Genomic DNA, 20,781 nt, shown 5'->3' with positions numbered 1-20,781 from the left:
TTGGGCCATCAGTCGCAGCAACAACCAGGATCGCGCCGTCCATCTGCGCAGCACCGGTGATCATGTTTTTCACATAGTCGGCGTGGCCTGGGCAGTCAACGTGCGCATAGTGGCGAGACGGGGTTTCGTATTCAACGTGAGAAGTGTTGATGGTGATACCACGTGCTTTCTCTTCTGGCGCTTTATCGATCTCATCGAATTTGCTTGCCTTACCGCCGTAGGTTTTAGCCAGTACGGTAGTAATTGCTGCAGTCAGGGTGGTTTTACCGTGGTCGACGTGACCGATGGTGCCCACGTTTACGTGCAGTTTGTTACGCTGAAATTGCTCTTTCGCCATGGCGATAATTCCTTACGTTGTGCCTTCATGAGTCATGAAGGCATCAGTTCACAATTTTTAAACCGTAGCTTATTTGCTACGAGCTTCAATAACGGCCTGAGCGACGTTGTTCGGCGCATCATCGTACTTCAGGAACTCCATGGAGTAAGAAGCACGGCCTTTGGTCAGAGAACGCAGCTGGGTTGCATATCCGAACATTTCAGACAGCGGAACTTCAGCATGGATCTGAACGCCAGTAGCGTTAGATTCCTGTCCTTTAAGCATACCACGACGACGGCTAAGGTCACCGATAACGTCACCGGTGTTCTCTTCCGGAGTCTCTACTTCAACCTTCATGATTGGCTCAAGCAGAACAGGTTGTGCTTTCTTAAAGCCATCTTTAAAGGCTAAAGAAGCAGCCAGTTTAAACGCCAGCTCAGAGGAGTCGACATCATGGTATGAACCGAAGTGCAGACGAACACCCAGATCAACTACCGGATAACCAGCCAGTGGACCTGATTTCAGCTGCTCCTGGAGACCTTTATCAACCGCAGGGATGTATTCAGTTGGAATCACACCGCCCTTGATATCGTTGACAAATTCGTAACCTTTCGGATTAACGCCCGGCTCCAGTGGGTACATGTCGATAACAACATGGCCATACTGACCACGACCACCAGACTGCTTGGCGTGTTTACCTTCGATATCGGTAACTTTCGCGCGAATCGCTTCACGGTAAGCAACCTGAGGTTTACCGACGTTCGCTTCAACGTTGAATTCACGCTTCATGCGGTCAACGATGATGTCGAGGTGCAGCTCACCCATACCTGCGATGATGGTCTGGTTGGTTTCTTCATCAGTCCATACGCGGAATGATGGATCTTCTTTCGCCAGACGACCCAGAGCCAGACCCATTTTTTCCTGGTCAGCTTTGGTTTTCGGCTCAACGGCGATAGAGATTACCGGCTCAGGGAATTCCATACGCTCAAGAATGATGACGTTGTCTGGGTCACACAGGGTGTCACCAGTGGTTACGTCTTTCAGACCGATCGCAGCGGCGATATCGCCCGCACGAACTTCCTTGATCTCTTCGCGTTTGTTCGCGTGCATCTGAACGATACGGCCCAGACGCTCACGGTTTGACTTAACCGGGTTGAACACGGTGTCACCGGTGTTAACAACACCAGAGTAAACGCGGAAGAAGGTCAGGTTACCAACAAACGGGTCGGTAGCGATTTTGAACGCCAGTGCAGCAAACGGCTCTTTGTCATCGGAATGACGCTCAGCCGGCGTGTCTTTACCGTCGTCCAGCATACCGTTAATCGCGGTAACGTCAGTCGGTGCTGGCAGGTATTCAACTACCGCATCCAGCATCGCCTGAACACCTTTGTTCTTAAATGCAGAACCACAGGTAACCAGGATGATTTCGTTTTTCAGAACGCGCTTACGCAGAGAAGTTTTAATCTCTTCTTCGGTCAGTTCTTCACCGCCGAAGAACTTCTCCATCAGCTCATCAGAACCTTCAGCAGCGGCTTCAACCAGCTTCGCACGCCACTCTTCAGCCAGTTCCTGCATATCAGCTGGAATATCTTCGTAAACGAAGGTAACGCCCTGATCGGCATCGTTCCAGTTGATCGCTTTCATTTTCACCAGGTCAACAACACCGGTGAAACCTTCTTCTGCGCCGATAGCCAGCTGAAGTGGAACTGGGTTTGCACCCAAACGCACTTTCATCTGGTCAACAACTTTCAGGAAGTTAGCACCCATGCGGTCCATTTTGTTAACGAACGCGATGCGTGGAACTTTATATTTGTTAGCCTGACGCCATACGGTTTCAGACTGTGGCTGAACACCACCAACTGCACAGTAAACCATTACTGCGCCATCAAGCACACGCATAGAACGCTCAACTTCGATGGTGAAGTCAACGTGTCCCGGGGTGTCGATGATGTTTACGTGGTGTGGTTCAAACTGCTTAGCCATACCAGACCAGAAACAGGTAGTCGCAGCAGACGTGATGGTAATACCACGTTCCTGCTCCTGCTCCATCCAGTCCATGGTTGCTGCGCCGTCATGAACTTCACCGATTTTGTGGTTTACACCGGTGTAGAACAGAACACGTTCGGTAGTTGTAGTCTTACCGGCGTCGATGTGCGCACTGATACCAATGTTACGGTAGCGCTCAATGGGTGTTTTACGAGCCATTTGATTCCTCTGATTCTTAGACGTTCTAAGTTAAAAAAGCCCAGCAGGTGAGTCACTGGGACGCCCGCTGGGTTTATAACAACTACGTTGCTGTTACCAGCGGTAGTGTGCGAACGCCTTGTTGGCTTCAGCCATGCGGTGAACGTCTTCACGTTTCTTAACTGCAGTACCTTTGTTCTCTGCAGCATCAGAAAGTTCGTTCGCCAGGCGGAGAGCCATAGATTTATCACCGCGTTTACGAGCAGCTTCTACGATCCAACGCATTGCCAGGGCATTACGACGAACCGGACGGACTTCAACTGGAACCTGGTAGGTAGAACCACCAACGCGACGTGACTTAACTTCGACAGTCGGACGTACGTTTTCGAGAGCAACCTCGAACGCTTCCAGGCCATCTTTACCAGCGCGTTGAGCCAGGGTATCAAGCGCGGTATAGACGATAGATTCAGCAGTAGATTTTTTACCATCTACCATCAGGATGTTTACAAATTTAGCCAGCAGCTCTGATCCGAACTTAGGATCCGGCAGAATTTTACGCTGACCAATGACGCGACGACGTGGCATGGAAATACTCCGTTGTTAATTCAGGATTGTCCAAAACTCTACGAGTTTAGTTTGACATTTAAGTTAAAACGTTTGGCCTTACTTAACGGAGAACCATTAAGCCTTTGGCTTCTTCACGCCGTACTTGGAGCGTGACTGCTTACGGTCTTTAACACCTGAGCAGTCCAGCGCGCCACGAACGGTGTGGTAACGCACACCTGGCAAGTCTTTAACACGACCGCCACGGATCAGGATCACTGAGTGTTCCTGCAGGTTATGACCTTCACCACCGATGTAGGAGGTAACTTCAAAACCGTTGGTCAAACGCACACGGCAAACTTTACGCAGTGCTGAGTTTGGTTTTTTAGGGGTAGTGGTGTACACACGAGTACATACACCACGTTTCTGCGGGCAAGCTTCCAGCGCAGGCACGTTGCTCTTTGCAACTTTGCGTACGCGTGGTTTGCGAACCAGCTGGTTAACTGTTGCCATTAAATAGCTCCTGGGATTTAGCTTTTTGCTTCGTAAACACGTAATAAATCGCCTCGTATTACTACGAGGAGGCAGAATTTTAGGGCTGTGTCAAAAGGGTGTCAAGAAATAACCAGGTTTTCGCTCTTACCAGGCCACTTGTTGTGGATGCTTCGCTGTCATCGCAACGAAACCAGTATAGTCCAAACGTGCTACATTGGTCGAAATTTGCTCATCCAGGCCGCGCGCGCCCACATCTTCTTCTAATACCCACAGCGTAGCCGGCGATGCGCTGAGCTTGATTAACATTTGGCTGCCAGCCAAAGCGGCGCTGACGCCATCCTGCAATAAAAGCAGATCGTCGCCTTCCTGCAATAAAAGCAGCAGGCTATCGAGGTCGCATTGCCAGGGAGATTGCAACAGCGTGTAGAGCATGATCAGTTCTCAGAATCGAATAACACGATGATAGGAAGCCAGCTTTTCGCGTAGCGATGCGGCCTCCAGCACCTCAGCAGCCAACACACGTTCAGCCGTCAAACTCTGCCCGCGCGCCAGCAGCGAATCGGCGCATACAAAACACTGGTCAATATCGTACAACTCCAGCACGCCAAAAGTCGCGATGTAGTTACGCGCCAGAATTTGCTCAGGTTGTTGGTCGCGATTGAGCTGCAGCACGCCATCCCCGATAAAGAACAGACCGATATCTTCGCTTAGTGCGCCCGTCGCCAGCACAGCATCCAGCCCTTCCCTGCCCGCGCTGCTGCCGTGCGGTGCCTGAGTAAATAGAAAAGCTACGCGGTTCATCAGAATTGCACCAGACGATCGCAGCTAAGCGCGGCTTCTGCCAATGCGCCCAAACCGCTGAGTTCAAAACCCGGCTGCAAGTTACTGCCCGCCAGTTGCAAGCGCGCGGCTTCCTGCGCGTCGGTTACGCCACGACGTAATGCTGCGGCCACGCAGATATTCAGCACGGCGCCACTTTCAGCGCGCAACTGCTGCCATTCACGCACCATATCCACCTCATCGCTGGCCGGCGCGCTCAGTTGGTTGGCGTTCAATACGCCTTCACGATAGAAGAACACGCTCTCCAGCTGGTGCCCGGCCTTAATAAGTGCGCGCGCAAACAGCAGCGCGCTGCTGGCGTGTTGCGTGCCGTATGCCGGTCCGGTGACCAGCAAGGTGTAGCGCATTAGCGATCCTGCCCCTGAAAATCACCGCTTTTAAACTGGCGAATGTAGAGGTAAACCGTGTGCTTGGAGATATTGAGGCGATCGGCCACCTGGTTAATCGCATCTTTAATGTCGAAGATACCCTTCTCATACATATTGAGCACGATCTGGCGATTCTTAGCATTATTCGAAACGTTACGGTCAGCGCTCACTTCTTCAATCGCGAACTCAAGCGTCTGCATCACCAGATCTTCCACCGAGCTGGCAAAGTTGACGTTGGAATCCACCTGCTGCATCTCCGGCGGCATAAAGGTCGACATAATCTGCGAGAACGGAACGTCGAGGTTCATGTTGATGCACAGCAAGCCAATAACGCGCTGCTGGCGATTACGAATCGCGATCGTGACCGATTTCATCAGCACACCGCTTTTCGCGCGCGTGAAGTAGGCTCTGGAGACATTGCTGTCGGCGCCGTGCATATCGTGCAGCATACGCAGCGCCAAATCGGTAATCGGCGAACCCACTTTACGCCCGGTATGTTCACCGTTGGCGATACGCACCGCAGAACACTTCAAATCTTCCAGCGAGTGCAGCACGATTTCGCAGTGCGAGCCAATCAGCATCGCCAGGCCATCGACAACGGCTTCGTAGGATTTGAGGATATCGTAATCTGCTTGCTCGAACGGACGTTGCTCCAGTAAATCGAAGTCAGTCAGTTCACCGGGATTGAATGGATTAGACATCGAAGACATTACCCTAAATGGCTGGAGCCTGTCTCGACAGCATTGGGGCAGACTCATATTGTGATAATTGTGCAGGCGCTAGTCTGGCAAATGTGCTGGTCTTTAGCCAGACCTTTACTCTCTTCTCCGCAATAAAAACGCCGCCCGAGGGCGGCGTGATGCAGAAAGTTAAGATTACTGTGCTTTCTGATCGGCAGCGACTGGAGCCTGCGCTTTTTCGTCCGCTTTCGGCGCGGGTTTGATGTCGAGCAGTTCAACATCGAACACCAGCGTGGAGTTCGCCGGAATACCCGGAACGCCATTTTTGCCGTAAGCCAGGTTCGGTGGGATCACCAGCTTGATTTTACCGCCTTTCTTCACGTGCTTCAGACCTTCGGTCCAGCCCGGAATCACACCGTCCAGACGGAACGACAGCGGCTCACCGCGGGTATAAGAGTTATCGAACTCAGTACCGTCGATCAGCGTCCCTTTGTAGTTCACAACCACAGTGTCGCTGTCTTTCGGCGCGCTACCGGTACCTTCTTTCTCTACCTGATACAGCAGGCCAGATTCGGTTTTCTTCACGCCTTTTTCTTTGGCGAATTTGTCAGCGTAAGCGGAACCCTTATCAGAGTTCTCTTTCGCGTCTTTTTCCATCTTCGCCTGAGCAGCACCTTTTACGCGGCCTTCAAAGGCCTGCAGGGTTTGCTCGATCTCTTGATCAGAGAGTTTGCTCTTGCCGCCAAAGGCGTCCTGAACACCCGCGATCAACTGATCTTTATCAAGTTTGATGCCCAGCTTCTCTTGTTCCTTCAGAGAGTTGTCCATGTAGCGACCCAGGGACGCGCCAAGTGCATAAGCTGATTGCTGGTCTTCGTTTTTGAAGGCAGCATTTTTCGGTGCTTGCGGCGCAGCCTGAGCGGCGTCTGCTGGAGCAGCGGCGGTTTCTGCTGCCATTGCCAGCGGTGCATTCAGCGCGAAGGCCATGGTGGTAGCTAACAATGTGACTTTAAACAGTGAATTCATCCTTTCTCCAAAACCGAAGCCTCTAACCTCGGGAATCATTGCGGACTGAGGCCCACACTATAACTTTACGTGGCAGCGGCGAACACTCCCACAATGTAATTACCCGTCCAACCTCCGACCTTTTTTGCTTCAGGAAGTTTCATCAGAGATATAGGCGTTATGCGGCGTTTCAATGCAGCATGGCGCGGAAAGGTAAAATATCAGGTGATTCTGAAGCGAAAGGCCGTAGAATCAGGCCCGAAACAGACTAACGTGCAGCACCGCAAGATGAGGAAAGATCATGCAACCAACAGAATGGGAACAACGCTTTGAGGCGCTGGAGAGCAAGCTGGCTTTTCAGGAATACACCATCGATCAGCTCAATCAAACGGTGGTTCAGCATGAGCTGGAGATGATCAGACTGCGTGAGCAGGTCCGTCTGTTAATCGATAAAGTGAAAGATAGCGCGCCGTCGATAATTGCCTCGCAATCTGAAGAAACCCCGCCGCCACATTACTAAAAAGAAAAGGCCACCCGAAGGTGGCCTCGCCAGCATCACACTAATTAGTGGCTGCAGCCGCAACCGCCAGTGCCACAACCGCCCTGGCCGTGATCGTGACCATGGTCGTGGTCATGATCGTGATGATGACCATCAGCGCCATGCACGTGACCGTGCGCCAGCTCTTCTTCGGTCGCTGCGCGAATCGCCACAACTTCCACGTTGAAGTTCAGGTTCTGACCCGCCAGCATGTGGTTACCATCAACCACTACGTGCTCATCTTCAACTTCGGTGATTTCAACCGGAACTGGACCCTGATCGGTTTCTGCCAGGAAGCGCATGCCAACCTGCAGTTCGTCAACGCCCATAAACACGTCTTTTGGTACGCGCTGTACGAGGTTGTCATCGTATTGACCGTAAGCGTCGTTCGCCGGGATATGCACGTCAAACTTATCGCCTACATCATGATTTTCCAGCGCTTTTTCCAGACCAGAAATCAGGGAACCATGACCGTGCAGATAGTCCAACGGTGCACTCACCGGTGACTCGTCAACCAACACACCGTCTTCGGTACGAACCTGATACGCCAGGCTCACCACCAGGTCTTTTGCTACTTTCATGATATCTCCTAACCGTTGAGAACTAAGATCCCGTCCCATTGGTCAATTTTGCGTGCAATAACCAACCAGAAAGGTTCAAGACTGAGGATGCCAACAAATGTGTTGTTGCATACTGCTCAGCGTTAATGGCGCCGATTGTAACGGAATTCAATCCCGCTGTAAGTTCAAGCTTAAAAAAAGCTGAGCCATTGCGCTACTCAGGATGAAAAATGCCGATCACTTGCTCATTGCTGCGAACCTGATCGCGCACCTGCTTATCCGCTTCCCGCATTTGATGACCGCACTCGACGCACTCCACCACATCAACATTGTTCTCACGCCACAATGCCAACGTGTCTTTTTCCTGGCAGTGCGGGCAAACCGCACCGGCAATAAATTGTTTACGCATACTGTTTCCTGCCGTCGTTAGTGAACGGATTAAGTAAGTATAGTTCTACTCGTCATCCCAGCCGTCAAACTGACGTTTCTCGTGCTGCATTTCGCGCTGGAAGATATCCTCCAGCTCGCGCCGCGCCTCACGCACACGCGAAACCTGCGCGCTGTCATCGTGGCTGGGCACCAGCTCTCGCAGCATACGCATATCCAGACGACGGAAATGTTGCTGCGCGCGCTGCGCCTGATGCGGATGCATGCCCAGCGAGATCAGCGTTTTACGACCCAGCTCCAGCGCACTGGAGAACGTCTCACGCGAGAACAGCGTAACACCCGCCTGCAACAGTTCGTGCGCCTCAACACGTCCACGCGCACGCGCCAGGATTTCCAGCTGCGGGAAATGCTGCTGACACAGTTGCACGATGGTCATCGAATCTTCCGGATCGTTACAGGTAATGACGATGGATTGCGCATTCTCCGCGCCCGCCGCACGCAGCAGCTCCAACTCGGTGGCGTCGCCATAGTAAACCTTATAGCCATATTTACGCATCAGGCTCACCGCGGAGATATCACGCTCCAGCACGGTAATGCGCTTGTTGTTCGCCATCAGCAAACGGCCAACAACCTGACCAAAACGACCAAAGCCCACCACAATGACCTGCGGCCGATCGTCCTCAACAAAGTGCTTCTCGGCATTTTCATCGGGCTCATTAAAGCGGTGCGCCAGTAAACGATCAATGCCGTTCATCAGCAGCGGCGTGGTCATCATGGATAATGTCACCGTCACCAGCAGCAGCGGCATTTGGTCGCCGCTGAACATTTTGGCTGACGACGCAGCCGAGAACAGCACAAAGGCAAACTCGCCGCCCTGGCTTAACACACCGGCAAACTGCTGGCGCTCCGAACTGCGCAGGCCATAAATGCGCCCAAGCACATACAGCACCAGCGTTTTCACCGTCACCAGAATCAGCACGCCCAACAAAATTTCAGTGATGTGGGTATAAAGCACGCCGAGATTCAGCGCCATGCCAACCGAAATAAAGAACAAGCCCAGCAACAAACCTTTGAAGGGTTCGATGGCCACTTCCAGCTCGTGGCGATACTCGCTTTCCGCCAACAGAATACCGGCGATAAAAGTACCGAGCGCCATCGACAGGCCGAGCGCATCCATAAATAGTGCCGAACCCAGCACCAGCAGCAGTGAGGCGGCAGTAAACACTTCGCGCACGCCGGATGCGGCAATGAAGCGCAGAATCGGGCGCAGCAGATAACGACCACCAATCAGCATCCCGCCGAACGCCAGCACTTTCATCCCAACTTTCAACCAGTCAACATGACCGCTGTCGCCGCCCGCCAGCAGCGGCACCAGCGCCAACGCGGGAATCACCGCTAAATCCTGGAACAGCAACACTGAGAAACCGAGCTGTCCCGATTCACTGCGGTTCATGCCTTTATCGCGCATCAGCTGCAGCGCCATCGCCGTGGATGACATTGCCAGACCAATGCCGCCAATCACCGCCGCCTGCCAGCTAAAATCGGTCAGCCACAGCAATCCGCCGAGAATGGCGGCGGAAATCAGCACCTGAGCCGCACCAACGCCAAATATCGAACGGCGCAGCGCCCACAGTTTCGAGGGGTTCAGTTCAAGCCCGATGATGAACATCAGGAACACCACGCCGAGTTCCGAGAAGTGCAAAATCTCCTCGACGTCGCTGATGAACCCCAAACCCCACGGACCAATCGCGATACCGGCCAGCAGATAGCCCAGCACCGCGCCAATGCCGAGACGCGCCGCAATCGGCACAATCAGCACCGCCGCAACCAGATAAATCACGCCCGCCGTCAGTAACGTTTCGCCTTCCATCACACACCTCCCTGCGGCAGCGGTGAAGCCAGCCAGTCACCATACGCGCGCGCAAAATTACGCATCACTTCCGGCGTTTGTCGACGCGCCCAGTAAATCACCATCGGCGTCATCCAGTGCATGCGGCACATCTGCGCCGTCAGCTCAAACGGACGCATGATGTCACTCATCGGATAGCGATTCAGGCCGCTGGGGTGATACGCCGCTTCCGGTTCGCCGGTGGTGACCACGCTGCGCCAGTATTTGCCTTCCAGCGCATTACCATCCGGTCCGCTGGCAAAGCCGCGCGACAGCACACGATCCAGCCACTCCTTCAGGAGCGCCGGGCAGCTGTAGGTATAAAGTGGATGTTGGAATACAACGATTTGATGGTCGCGCAGCAGCTGCTGCTCATAGTGAATATCAATAAAAAAATCCGGATAGTGGGCGTATAAATCGTGCACCGTGACGTGGTCCAGTTCCATAGCCGACTGCAGCAAAACCCGATTAGCAATCGAATCCTGTGATTCCGGATGGGCGTAAAGCAGCAATATTTTGGGTGGCTGCGACATCGTTCCCCTCCAAAGCGTCGTCACGGCACAGGAATTCCGCTACCATGCTCGACGCAACAAATTTTCTCGAATTATGTTGCCGGTAAATTAACATATTCTGACGATACGGCGCTTATGATTGTCTTTTCAGCACTACAAATTCGCCGCGGCACCAATGTGCTGCTGGATAACGCAACAGCCACCATTAACCCAGGCCAGAAAGTTGGCTTAGTGGGCAAAAATGGCTGCGGCAAATCGACGCTGCTGTCATTGCTGAAGGGCGAAATCAGCAGCGATGCAGGTAACGCTACGTTCCCGAGCAACTGGGCGCTGGCGTGGGTCAATCAGGAAACCCCGGCGCTGAGCAAACCCGCGCTGGAGTATGTTATCGACGGCGACCGTGAATATCGTCAGCTTGAATCCGAATTGGCCGACGCCAACGCGCGCAACGATGGCAACGCCATCGCCCTGCTGCACGGCAAGCTGGATGCGATTCAGGCGTGGAGCATACCTGCTCGCGCCTCAAGTTTGTTGCACGGTTTGGGCTTTAGCCAGGAACAATTAATGCGTCCGGTGAGCGATTTCTCCGGTGGCTGGCGCATGCGCCTTAACCTCGCGCAGGCGCTGGTGTGCCGTTCCGATCTGCTGCTGCTGGATGAACCGACTAACCACCTCGATCTGGATGCGGTGATCTGGCTTGAACGCTGGCTGAAAAGCTACGAAGGCACGCTGGTGCTGATTTCGCACGACCGCGACTTCCTCGATCCGGTGGTCGATAAGATCATCCATATCGAACAGCAGACGATGTTTGAATACACCGGTAACTACAGCTCGTTCGAACGTCAGCGCGGCGCCAAGCTGGCGCAGCAGCAAGCGCTGTTCCAGAGCCAGCAGGAAAAAGTGGCGCACCTGCAGAAGTATATCGATCGCTTCCGCGCGCAGGCGACCAAAGCCAAGCAGGCGCAGAGCCGCATCAAAATGCTGGAGCGCATGGAATTGATTGCGCCAGCACACGTCGATAACCCATTCAGCTTCAGTTTCCGCGCGCCAGAAAGCTTGCCGAATCCGTTGCTGAAGATGGAGCGTGTTACCGCCGGTTATGGCGAACGCATCATTCTCGACGCCATCAAACTCAACCTTGTGCCGGGTTCACGTATTGGCCTGCTGGGCCGTAACGGCGCGGGTAAATCGACGCTGATTAAGCTGCTAGCCGGTGAGCTCGACGCGCTGGATGGCAAAGTTGGCCTGGCGAAAGGCATTAAGCTCGGTTACTTCGCCCAGCATCAGCTGGAATATCTGCGCGCCGATGAATCACCCTTGCAGCATTTATCACGCATCGCGCCGAAAGTGCTGGAGCAGCAACTGCGCGACTACCTTGGCGGCTTCGGCTTCCAGGGCGATAAAGTCAGCGAAATCACCGAACGTTTCTCCGGCGGCGAAAAAGCGCGTCTGGTGCTGGCATTAATTGTCTGGCAGCGCCCGAACCTGCTGCTGCTTGATGAACCAACTAACCACCTCGATCTTGATATGCGTCAGGCGCTGACCGAAGCGCTGATTGATTTCGAAGGCGCGCTGGTGGTGGTCTCGCACGATCGCCATCTGCTGCGCGCCACCACCGACGATCTCTATCTGGTGCACGACGGCAAGGTCGACGTGTTTGAGGGTGATCTGGAAGATTATCAGCAGTGGCTGAGCGATTTGCAGAAGCAGCAAGCGCAACAGGATGCCGCACCGAAGCAGGACAACGGCAACAGCGCGCAATCGCGCAAAGACCAGAAACGCCGCGACGCCGAACTGCGCGCACAAACGCAGCCGCTGCGTAAAGAGATCGAGAAGCTTGAGAAGCAGATGGTGAAGTGGCAGAGCCAGCTCAGCGACGCGGAAGCCCAGTTAGCCGACAGCGCGATTTACGATCAGAGCCGCAAAGCCGATTTGAATGTGGCGCTGCAGCGTCAGGCCGAGAGTAAGGCGGCGCTGGAAGAGGTCGAAATGGCGTGGCTGGATGCGCAGGAACAGCTGGAGCAGATGCTGGCGGGGTGAGTGTGCGCGCTGTCCCCCATCCCGGCCTTCCCCCGCAAGCGGGGGAAGGAGACGCTGCCACATGTAGCTTAATCACTGACATGCGGCAGCATCTTCCTCCCCTATTTATGGAAGTGTGCACGCTGTCCCCCATCCCGGCCTTCCCCCGCAAGCGGGGGAAGGAGACGCTGCCACATGCAGCTTCATCACTGACATGTGGCAGCATCTTCCTCCCCTATTTATGGAAGTGTGCACGCTGTCCCCCATCCCGGCCTTCCCCCGCAAGCGGGGGAAGGAGACGCTGCCACATGTAGCTTAATCACTGACATGTGGCAGCATCTTCCTCCCCCATTTATGGGGGAGGACCGAGGAGGGGGAATGCGAGCACTATTCCAAATTAAAACGGCTTATCCCCTAACACCGTCGCACGATGCATCACCCGCCGCGCCGGATAATAATCCGCATTAGCATAGTGTTGGGTCACGCGGTTGTCCCAAATCGCCACATCATTCTCTTGCCAGCGCCAGCGCACCTGGAATTCCGGTTTGGCGCTATGCCAAAACAGGAAGTTAAGCAGCGCATCGCTCTCTTTTTCGCTCAAGCCCAGCAAACGCGTGGTAAAACCTTCGTTGACAAACAGCGCCTTGCGTCCGCTCACCGGGTGGGTACGAATCACCGGATGCTGCACCGGCGGGTTCTTTGCCACCGCTTGCTGCCAGCGCTGATGCTCTTCCTCGGTTTTGCGGTATTTGTACTCCTGAAACGACTTCTTAAAGTCGTGCTCCGCCTGCAGTCCATTCAACAGCGTCTTAAACGGTTCAGACAGCGCTTCATAGGCCGCAATGCCGGTTGACCACAAGGTATCGCCGCCGCTCTCCGGCAGCAGCTTCGAAGCCAGAATCGCAATTGCCGGCGGGGTTTGAATAAAGGTGACATCGGTGTGCCAGTTGTCATTATCCGGCGGATTATCCTGATGCGTATCCAGCACGATGATCTCTTCCACGCCTTCCGCATGCGGATAGACCGGATGGATATGCAGATCGCCAAAGCGAATCGCCAGCGCGCGCTGCTGTTCCGGGGTAATCACTTGATTGCGCAGGAACAGCACCTGATGGCGCAGCAAGCCATGATAGAGCTGTTCAAACTGGGCATCGCTCAGCGGACGGCTGAGGTCGACATCACTGACCTGCGCCCCAATATTCGGGCCCAGCGCGGTAAAATTAAGACGTTCGTTCATTGCTGTTCTCCATTCCAGGGCGTCAGTCGGCGCTGCAAGGCGCGCAGACCCAGTTCTAAGCCAAAGGCAATCAGGGCAATCACGGCGATACCGGCCAGCACCACGTCGGTGGCGAGGAACTCACCGGCCGACTGCACCATAAAGCCGAGTCCACGCGTAGCGGCAATCAGTTCCGCCGCCACCAGCGTTGACCAACCTACGCCGAGACCAATGCGCAAACCGGTGAGGATTTCCGGCAGCGCGCCAGGCAGAATCACGTAGCGCAGCAGTTGCCAGCGCGATGCGCCAAGCGCCTGCGCCGCGCGAATCCGTACCTGCTGGGCATTCTTCACACCCGCCAGCGTCGACAAGGTCACCGGCGCGAAAATCGCCAGATAAATCAGTAAAATCTTCGAGGTTTCGCCGATGCCAAACCAGATCACCATCAGCGGCAAATAAGCCAGCGGCGGTACCGGGCGATAGAGTTCGATCAGTGGATCAAGCAAGCCGCGAATCGCCGGGCTCAGGCCCATGGCGATGCCGACCGGAATCCCAATCAGCGCGGCGAAGAACAGCGCCACCAGCATACGCGCCAGGCTGGCGCCAAGATGCTGCCATAACGTGGCGTCCATAAAGCCTTGCGGGCTGGCAATCAATATTAATTTCTGCAGCACCACTTGCGGCGGCGGTAAAAACAGCGGCGCCACTAAGCCGAGCGCGGTGATAGCCCACCACAACAGCAGCAACAAGCCCACGCTGAGCATGCTGAGTGAGAACTGGCGCGAGAACGGCCAGCGCAGTCCACGACGACGCATTTGGGTCTTCCCATCAATCACCGCACTCATATAAACGCCTCACGTTGGGAAAACACCTGATTCAGTACATATTCACGACGTTCGATAAACGCCGGATCGGATTTGATGCTGCGGCACGGTTCCCCGGCGGCGAAGCGTTGGCCGAAGTCGAGTTTCAAACGCTCCACTACGCGGCCCGGTCCCGGCGACAGCAGCACTAATTCGCTGGCGAGGAACACCGCCTCTTCGATGTCGTGGGTGATCAGCAGAATCTGCTTGCCGGTATCACGCCACAGCGTTAGCAGCAAGGTTTGCATCTGTTCACGGGTAAAGGCGTCCAGCGCGCCAAACGGCTCATCTAACAGCAGCAACTGAGGATCAGCCGCCAGCGCACGCGCAATGCCCACGCGCTGACGTTGACCCCCAGAGAGCTGCCAGATATAACGCTGCTCTGCACCTTCCAGTCCTACTTTGCGGATCAAACGGCGTGCAATGCTATGGCGCTCCGCCTTCGCCATGCCCGCCAGTTGCAAACCGAACGAAACGTTATCGATCACGTTGCGCCACGGCAGCAATCCTTCATTTTGAAACACTACGCCGCGCTCAGCGCCCGGCCCTTTTACCGCTTTGCCATCCAGCGTAATGCTGCCAGATTCCAGCGGCAGAAAGCCGGCGATGAGGTTCAGCAGCGTGGTTTTGCCACAGCCGGAGGGACCTAACACCACCAGCAGGTCTCGGTTGCCCAGCTGCAGGTTGATGTCCTGCAGCGCGGGTTGTCCGGCGTAACGCGCATTGAGATGGGTGATGTTAAGCATGCGGCCTCCGGTTATTTCACTAAGGGTGCAACGAAGCGCGTGGTGACGAAGCTGCTGTAATCGCTATCCGCTTCTGGCACTTTGCCCTGCTCTTTCAGAAAGCCGGCAGTATCGACAATCGCCTTGTTCACCGGCTTGCCGAGCTGCTCCACCTGCTGCTGCGCGGTGAGGTACGTGTTGCCTTTCACCAGCACCGGCACATCCGCTTCGGGTACACCGCTCAGGCGCGCCAGCTTGCTCAGGTTGTCTGACTGCTTCAGCCATTGATCCGGATTGGCGATGTAAGCTTGCTGCGCTTCAACGGCGCTGCGGGCAAAGGCGGTGACGATTTCGGGATGCTGCTGCGCAAAGTCTTTACGCACCACCCACACATCGAGCGTTGGCGCGCCCCACTTGCCGACCTGCGAAGAGTCCGTCAGCACCTTGCCATTTTTCTCCAGCTCGTTGACCGCCGGAGACCAGACGTAAGCGCCGTCAATATCACCGCGTTTCCATGCAGCAATAATCGCCGGCGGCTGCAGGTTGACTAAGGTCACTTGCGAAGGCTTGATGCCCCAATGCTTGAGCGCGGCGAGGAAGCTGTAGTGCGTAGTCGAGATGAATGGCACGGCGATGCGCTTGCCAATCAGGTCTTTAGGATCTTTGATGGTTTTCTTCACCACTAGCGCTTCGGAGTTACCGAGCTGAGAGGCCAGCAGGAAAGCTTCAATCGGCAGCTTTTGCGTGGCGGCGACCGCCAGCGGGCTGGAACCGATATTACCAATCTGCACGTCGCCCGACGCCAGTGCACGTAACACGCTGGCCCCGCTATCAAATTTGCGCCAGTCGACGGTAGCACCGCTCTCTTTGGCGAAGGTGTTATCCGCCTGCGCCACTTTGGCTGGTTCAGCCGAGGTCTGATACGCCACGGTAACGTTGACCGCTTGCGCCTGAAACGCCATCAGGGCCAGAGCCGCTGTGACCGCCGTTATTGTTTTTTTCATTGCCATCATCATTCACCCCAATGTGTTTTGTCTGGGCAGTTTCTCCAGCAACAGTAATTTCATAAAGGAATTAAAAATTATCCCTAATGACGATCCGTTCTTAGATCAACATCGGGCAAGGCTATGCAAAAAGTGCAAATGGAAAGAAAAGGAAAGCGGTAAATATGTCACACGCTCACATGGCAGCTGTGATATTGATAGAGATCTCATTTTTTAACTCTTTACTAACGGTCCTGAATCCATGTCGATAGAAAAAGTCGCACACCTGGCTGGCGTGTCAAAAGCCACCGTTTCACGGGTTTTGAACCAGAATCCCGGCGTGCGCCCGGATACGCGTGCCAAAGTGCTGGCGGCCATCGACATCTGCGACTATCAGCCCAACCTGCTGGCGCGCCAGTTGCGCACTTCGCAAAGCCATATGTTGTTAGTGCTGATTCCCGACATCACCAATCCATTCTGCTCACGCGTGGTTCAGGGCATTGAAGCCGAAGCTGAAGCGCAGGGTTACCACATTCTGCTGTGTAACTCAGGATCGCAGCTGCGGCGCGAAGCGGCCTACATTGCGCTGCTCACCGGCAAAGTGGTCGACGGCGTGATCACCATGGATGCCGCCAGCAGCCTGCATGAGCTGAAAGAATTGATTGGCGATCAGCCTTGGGTGCAGTGCGCGGAATACGATCCGTCGATCGCCGCCTCAAGCGTGGCGATTGATAATAAAGAAGCGGCTTTCGAAACCGTGCGTTATCTGGCGAGCAAAGGCCGACGTCGTATTGCGCTGGTGAACTGTGATATGCGCTACCTCTATTCACATAAGCGTGAAGAGGGATATCGCGTGGCGCTGGAGCAGCTGGATCTCAGCTGGTGCGGTGTGGCTTATGCCGAGAATATCACCTGCGAAGCGGGCAGTGCGGCTTTGCGCGAACTGCTCACGCAGCCGGAACCGCCGGATGCGGTGTTTGCGGTATCGGATGTGTTGGCGGTCGGCGTCATCCACGCGGCGTTGGAAGCAGGTTTACGCGTACCGGAAGATTTAGCGGTGGTGGGATTTGATGGCATTAACTTTACCAGCAGCCTGAATCCACCGCTAACCACGATTGAGCAGCCGATGAACCGTATGGGTGCGCGCAGCGTACAGCTGTTGCTGCAACGCATCCGCCAGCCCAACTCGTCGGTGGTACATGAAGTGTTGCCGTGGAAGCGCGTTGAACGCGCTTCCAGTTAACTCAGCGCCAAATCAGCAATACGCACGCAGCGGTGAGCAAGCCCATCGCCAGATTGAAGATTTTCCACGCGCGTGGGCTGCGCAGCAGACGTCCAATCAGCGAGCCAAAGCCCATCCAGATCACCCCGGAAACCACGTTCACCATGAACATGCCGATGCTGATCGCTATCACCGAATGCAGATATTCGCTGCCCGCCAGGCTGAAGCTGGCCACCGCGCCGAGCGCCATCAGCCAGGCTTTCGGGTTTATCAGCTGCAGCAAGCCGCCTTGCCAGAACGGCATCTGCTTCACTGTGGCATCGTCGGTTTCCAGTTTTTCATACTCGGCGCTGGCGATTTTCCATGCCAGCCACAGCAGATAAAGGCTACCGGCAATCTTCAGGATGAGATGCAGCGAGGGATAAAGCAGGATGAGGCCGCCGATACCAAATGCCACCATCAGCAACATGACTTGCATACCAATCATGATACCAATGAGCAGCGGAATGGTGCGCAGGAAGCCAAAATTAGCACCCGAGGCGGTAAGTAACATATTATTGGGCCCGGGCGTGATGGCCGCGACCCAGAGAAAACCTAACATTGATAAAAAAAGACTCAGTTCCATGTATATTCGGGTGCTCCTCACCCAGTAAAGCGAACAACCCATCGAAGCTATCAGCGACTTATGCATCAGACAAGCCTTTACCCAAGCTATTTTGATCGCCCCAGCGGCGAGCGTTTTAAACCCCTGCGCGGATTCAGTAACGCGCATCTGCAAACGCTGCTGCCGCGTATTCTGCGGCGCCGCGTTACGTTACGTCCGCACTGGCAGCGTCTTGACCTGCCGGACGGCGATTTTGTCGATTTAGCGTGGAGTGAAGATCCGGCGCAGGCGCGTCATAAACCGCGCATGGTGATGTTTCACGGCCTGGAAGGCAGCTTTCGCAGCCCGTATGCGCACGGCCTGATGCAGGCGTGTCAGGCACGCGGCTGGCTGGCGGTGGTAATGCACTTTCGCGGCTGCAGCGGCGAGCCTAATCGCTTAAAGCGCATCTATCACTCCGGTGAAACCGAAGACGCCACCTACTTCCTTCACTGGCTGCAGCGCGAATGGGGCAGCGTACCCACCGCCGCCGTCGGCGTTTCGCTGGGCGGCAACATGCTCGCTTGCCTGCTGGGTCAGCAAGGTCACGATGTACCGATTGATGCCGGCATCGCCATCTCAGCGCCGCTGGCGCTCGAGCCTTGCAGCGGCAAGCTGGATGTGGGGTTTTCACGCTTTTATCAGCACTATTTACTGACGCAGCTGAAAAAGAACGCCACGCGCAAACTGCGCGCCTGGCCTGGCACGCTGCCGGTCGATCTCAGCCAGTTACGTGCTTTCCGCCGCTTACGCGAGTTCGATGATGCGATAACCGCACGTGCGCACGGTTTTATTGACGCCAACGACTATTATCAACGAGCCAGCGCGATGCCGTTGCTGACCGGCGTGCGTAAACCGCTGTTGATCATTCACGCGCAAGACGATCCCTTTATGACCGATGCCGTTATTCCGCAACCTGACCAGCTGTCAGCCTCCATTCAGTATCAGCTGACGCAGCAAGGCGGCCACGTCGGTTTCGTCGGCGGCACCGTTCTTAAACCGAAAATGTGGCTGGAACAGCGCGTGCCCGACTGGCTCTCAACCTATCTGGATGTGTAATTGTGATTATTCCCTGGCAAGAACTCGAAGCGGACACGCTGGAAAACCTGATTGAAACCTTCGTGTTACGCGAAGGCACTGATTACGGCGAGCAGGAACGCAGTTTGCTGCAAAAAGTCGCCGACGTACGCCGCCAACTGGAGCGCGGCGACGTGGTGCTGGTGTGGTCGGAACTGCATGAATCGATCAATATTATGCCGAAGGGTGAATTCCGCGGCTGATGCACCCCGCGGCAATTCGTGGTAACAATGCTCATCGCCGGACTTCACAGGGAGCTCTGTTATGTCAGCCAGGCATCCAATTATTGCCGTCACCGGTTCCAGCGGCGCCGGAACCACCACCACCAGCCTCGCCTTCCGTAAGATTTTCCAGCAGCTGAATTTGCATGCGGCGGAACTCGAAGGCGACAGTTTCCATCGCTACACACGTCCGGAAATGGACATGGCGATCCGCAAGGCGCGCGATCTCGGGCGCCACATCAGCTACTTCGGCCCGGAAGCCAACGACTTCGGCCTGCTGGAGCAGACGTTTAAACATTACGGCCAAACCGGCCTTGGCGAATCGCGCAAATATCTGCATACCTACGATGAAGCCGTGCCGTGGAATCAGGTGCCGGGCACCTTTACGCCGTGGCAGCCGCTGCCGGAAAACACCGATGTGCTGTTCTATGAAGGCTTACACGGCGGCGTGGTCACGCAGCAGCAAAATGTGGCGGAGCATGTCGATCTGCTGGTTGGCGTGGTGCCGATTGTTAACCTTGAGTGGATTCAGAAGCTGGTGCGTGACACCAGCGAGCGCGGCCATTCACGCGAAGCGGTGATGGATTCGGTGGTACGGTCAATGGAGGATTACATTAACTTCATCACGCCACAGTTCTCGCGCACCCACATTAACTTCCAGCGCGTGCCGACCGTTGATACCTCAAACCCGTTTGCCGCACGCGAAATTCCGTCGCTCGACGAAAGCTTTGTGGTGATTCATTTCCGTGGTCTGGAAGGCATCGCGTTCCCCTATCTGCTGGCGATGATTCAGGGATCGTTTATTTCCCACATCAATACGCTGGTGGTGCCGGGTGGCAAAATGGGATTGGCGATGGAGCTGATTATGCTGCCGCTGGTACAGCGACTGATTGAAGGGAAGCGGATTGAATAAGCGAAGTCATTCCGTAGCGGCGCAATTTATTGCGCAATAAATTGCGCCGCTACAATCCGAGTTATAACTCGATCACTTCATAGCTGTGGGTAATTTCCACGCCTTTACCCAGCATGATCGCTACCGAACAATATTTTTCCGCTGACAGATCAACCGCACGCGAAACGGCCTTATCGCTCAACGCTTTACCGCTAACGATAAAATGCAGGTTGATGTGGGTAAAAATGCGTGGCGCTTCTTCACGGCGTTCAGATGTGAGCTTCACTTCGCAATCGGCCACATCGCTGCGCCCTTTTTGCAGAATCGACACCACATCAATAGCGCTACAGCCGCCCGCGGCCATCAGCACCATCTCCATTGGACTTGGCGCTTTATCACCGGAATTACCATCCATCAATACCTGATGGCCGGATGAGGATTCTCCGAGAAAGGTAAGACCTTCCACCCATTTCACTCGTGCCTGCATGATTCTTTCTCCTGAAGCGGCGGTTTTGCCGCCAGAGTACGCTTTCACCTGACAAACAGCAATCCAGAGTACTCCCCCTTCTGCTGAAGCGAGACAACACAAGACAGCTCGCAAAAG

25 protein-coding genes are annotated in these 20,781 nt (G+C 54.9%); 6 read left to right on the top strand and 19 right to left on the bottom strand.

The window, feature by feature from the left end:
• The 9 genes from IB226_RS22000 to fkpA all read right to left on the bottom strand — a co-directional run.
• A partial coding sequence (locus IB226_RS22000; RefSeq protein WP_192237002.1) for a GTP-binding protein occupies positions 1 to 337 on the bottom strand: 337 nt, incomplete at its 3' end.
• Between the two features lie 69 nt (positions 338 to 406).
• A complete protein-coding gene (gene fusA, locus IB226_RS21995; protein WP_101762633.1) occupies positions 407 to 2,521 on the bottom strand; it encodes an elongation factor G in 2,115 nt (704 codons plus the stop codon).
• A 93-nt stretch (positions 2,522 to 2,614) separates the two neighbouring features.
• A complete protein-coding gene (gene rpsG, locus IB226_RS21990) occupies positions 2,615 to 3,085 on the bottom strand; it encodes a 30S ribosomal protein S7 (protein ID WP_007886246.1) in 471 nt (156 codons plus the stop codon).
• Between the two features lie 96 nt (positions 3,086 to 3,181).
• Positions 3,182 to 3,556: a 30S ribosomal protein S12 gene (gene rpsL / locus IB226_RS21985; RefSeq protein WP_006120575.1), complete on the bottom strand. Its 375-nt coding sequence runs from the start codon at positions 3,554 to 3,556 to the stop codon at positions 3,182 to 3,184.
• Positions 3,557 to 3,682: 126 nt separating this feature from the next.
• Positions 3,683 to 3,970, bottom strand: coding sequence for a sulfurtransferase complex subunit TusB (gene tusB / locus IB226_RS21980; RefSeq protein WP_137386634.1), 288 nt, complete (start codon positions 3,968 to 3,970; stop codon positions 3,683 to 3,685).
• A 9-nt stretch (positions 3,971 to 3,979) separates the two neighbouring features.
• The gene (gene tusC / locus IB226_RS21975; protein ID WP_101762635.1) at positions 3,980 to 4,339 is read right to left on the bottom strand and encodes a sulfurtransferase complex subunit TusC; all 360 of its coding nucleotides are present in this window, start codon (positions 4,337 to 4,339) and stop codon (positions 3,980 to 3,982) included.
• Positions 4,339 to 4,725 (bottom strand): sulfurtransferase complex subunit TusD, encoded by a 387-nt coding sequence (tusD, locus tag IB226_RS21970; protein WP_192237001.1) that lies wholly within the window; start codon positions 4,723 to 4,725, stop codon positions 4,339 to 4,341. The genes tusC and tusD overlap by 1 nt, the downstream gene beginning before the upstream one ends.
• Positions 4,725 to 5,447: a transcriptional regulator gene (locus IB226_RS21965; RefSeq protein ID WP_007886240.1), complete on the bottom strand. Its 723-nt coding sequence runs from the start codon at positions 5,445 to 5,447 to the stop codon at positions 4,725 to 4,727. Before IB226_RS21965 ends, tusD begins: the two co-directional genes overlap by 1 nt.
• Before the next feature lie 174 nt (positions 5,448 to 5,621).
• Positions 5,622 to 6,452, bottom strand: coding sequence for an FKBP-type peptidyl-prolyl cis-trans isomerase (gene fkpA / locus IB226_RS21960; RefSeq protein ID WP_101762637.1), 831 nt, complete (start codon positions 6,450 to 6,452; stop codon positions 5,622 to 5,624).
• Positions 6,453 to 6,732: 280 nt separating this feature from the next.
• Here fkpA and IB226_RS21955 point away from each other — a divergent pair, with 280 nt between their 5' ends.
• Positions 6,733 to 6,951: a protein SlyX gene (locus tag IB226_RS21955; protein WP_192237000.1), complete on the top strand. Its 219-nt coding sequence runs from the start codon at positions 6,733 to 6,735 to the stop codon at positions 6,949 to 6,951.
• A 44-nt stretch (positions 6,952 to 6,995) separates the two neighbouring features.
• Here the strand turns inward: IB226_RS21955 and slyD are convergent, their stop codons facing one another.
• The 4 genes from slyD to kefG form a co-directional block, all read right to left on the bottom strand.
• Entirely contained in the window at positions 6,996 to 7,550 is a 555-nt protein-coding gene (gene slyD / locus IB226_RS21950) for a peptidylprolyl isomerase (RefSeq protein WP_049851962.1), read from the bottom strand.
• Between the two features lie 193 nt (positions 7,551 to 7,743).
• Entirely contained in the window at positions 7,744 to 7,938 is a 195-nt protein-coding gene (locus tag IB226_RS21945) for a YheV family putative zinc ribbon protein (protein WP_007892203.1), read from the bottom strand.
• A gap of 45 nt (positions 7,939 to 7,983) precedes the next feature.
• Positions 7,984 to 9,786 carry a glutathione-regulated potassium-efflux system protein KefB gene (kefB, locus tag IB226_RS21940; protein ID WP_110867600.1) on the bottom strand — a complete coding sequence of 601 codons (1,803 nt, stop codon included), beginning with the start codon at positions 9,784 to 9,786 and terminating at the stop codon, positions 7,984 to 7,986.
• Positions 9,786 to 10,337: a glutathione-regulated potassium-efflux system ancillary protein KefG gene (gene kefG / locus IB226_RS21935; protein ID WP_137386639.1), complete on the bottom strand. Its 552-nt coding sequence runs from the start codon at positions 10,335 to 10,337 to the stop codon at positions 9,786 to 9,788. Before kefG ends, kefB begins: the two co-directional genes overlap by 1 nt.
• A 114-nt stretch (positions 10,338 to 10,451) precedes the next feature.
• Here kefG and IB226_RS21930 point away from each other — a divergent pair, with 114 nt between their 5' ends.
• The gene (locus IB226_RS21930) at positions 10,452 to 12,356 is read left to right on the top strand and encodes an ABC transporter ATP-binding protein (protein ID WP_192236999.1); all 1,905 of its coding nucleotides are present in this window, start codon (positions 10,452 to 10,454) and stop codon (positions 12,354 to 12,356) included.
• Positions 12,357 to 12,732: 376 nt separating this feature from the next.
• Here IB226_RS21930 and tauD read toward each other — a convergent pair whose 3' ends face one another.
• From tauD to tauA, 4 genes are read right to left on the bottom strand one after another with little or no spacing between them, the layout of a single operon-like run.
• Positions 12,733 to 13,572, bottom strand: a complete 840-nt coding sequence (gene tauD, locus IB226_RS21925; protein WP_110867602.1) for a taurine dioxygenase — start codon at positions 13,570 to 13,572, stop codon at positions 12,733 to 12,735.
• Positions 13,569 to 14,396, bottom strand: a complete 828-nt coding sequence (gene tauC / locus IB226_RS21920; RefSeq protein WP_192236998.1) for a taurine ABC transporter permease TauC — start codon at positions 14,394 to 14,396, stop codon at positions 13,569 to 13,571. Before tauC ends, tauD begins: the two co-directional genes overlap by 4 nt.
• On the bottom strand, positions 14,393 to 15,160 hold the full coding sequence (gene tauB, locus IB226_RS21915) for a taurine ABC transporter ATP-binding subunit (protein WP_192236997.1): 768 nt from the start codon (positions 15,158 to 15,160) through the stop codon (positions 14,393 to 14,395). The genes tauC and tauB overlap by 4 nt, the downstream gene beginning before the upstream one ends.
• Before the next feature lie 11 nt (positions 15,161 to 15,171).
• A complete protein-coding gene (tauA, locus tag IB226_RS21910; protein ID WP_370580026.1) occupies positions 15,172 to 16,152 on the bottom strand; it encodes a taurine ABC transporter substrate-binding protein in 981 nt (326 codons plus the stop codon).
• Positions 16,153 to 16,384: 232 nt separating this feature from the next.
• Here tauA and IB226_RS21905 point away from each other — a divergent pair, with 232 nt between their 5' ends.
• Positions 16,385 to 17,365, top strand: coding sequence for a LacI family DNA-binding transcriptional regulator (locus IB226_RS21905; protein ID WP_192236995.1), 981 nt, complete (start codon positions 16,385 to 16,387; stop codon positions 17,363 to 17,365).
• Position 17,366: 1 nt separating this feature from the next.
• Here IB226_RS21905 and IB226_RS21900 read toward each other — a convergent pair whose 3' ends face one another.
• Positions 17,367 to 17,969, bottom strand: a complete 603-nt coding sequence (locus IB226_RS21900) for a LysE family translocator (protein ID WP_192236994.1) — start codon at positions 17,967 to 17,969, stop codon at positions 17,367 to 17,369.
• Between the two features lie 60 nt (positions 17,970 to 18,029).
• Here IB226_RS21900 and IB226_RS21895 point away from each other — a divergent pair, with 60 nt between their 5' ends.
• The 3 genes from IB226_RS21895 (at position 18,030) to IB226_RS21885 (ending at position 20,198) form a co-directional block, all read left to right on the top strand.
• Positions 18,030 to 19,046 (top strand): hydrolase, encoded by a 1,017-nt coding sequence (locus IB226_RS21895; protein ID WP_101762647.1) that lies wholly within the window; start codon positions 18,030 to 18,032, stop codon positions 19,044 to 19,046.
• 2 nt (positions 19,047 to 19,048) lie between these two features.
• A complete protein-coding gene (locus tag IB226_RS21890) occupies positions 19,049 to 19,267 on the top strand; it encodes a YheU family protein (protein ID WP_007892223.1) in 219 nt (72 codons plus the stop codon).
• A gap of 61 nt (positions 19,268 to 19,328) precedes the next feature.
• Positions 19,329 to 20,198: a phosphoribulokinase gene (locus IB226_RS21885; RefSeq protein ID WP_101762648.1), complete on the top strand. Its 870-nt coding sequence runs from the start codon at positions 19,329 to 19,331 to the stop codon at positions 20,196 to 20,198.
• A 61-nt stretch (positions 20,199 to 20,259) separates the two neighbouring features.
• Here IB226_RS21885 and IB226_RS21880 read toward each other — a convergent pair whose 3' ends face one another.
• Positions 20,260 to 20,664, bottom strand: coding sequence for an OsmC family protein (locus IB226_RS21880; protein ID WP_101762649.1), 405 nt, complete (start codon positions 20,662 to 20,664; stop codon positions 20,260 to 20,262).
• Positions 20,665 to 20,781: the final 117 nt, after the last annotated feature.

It is taken from the genome of Pantoea sp. PNT03, assembly GCF_014852515.1.
In the GTDB taxonomy this organism is placed as follows: domain Bacteria; phylum Pseudomonadota; class Gammaproteobacteria; order Enterobacterales; family Enterobacteriaceae; genus Pantoea; species Pantoea leporis.
This window is presented reverse-complemented; position numbering and strand designations above follow the sequence as displayed.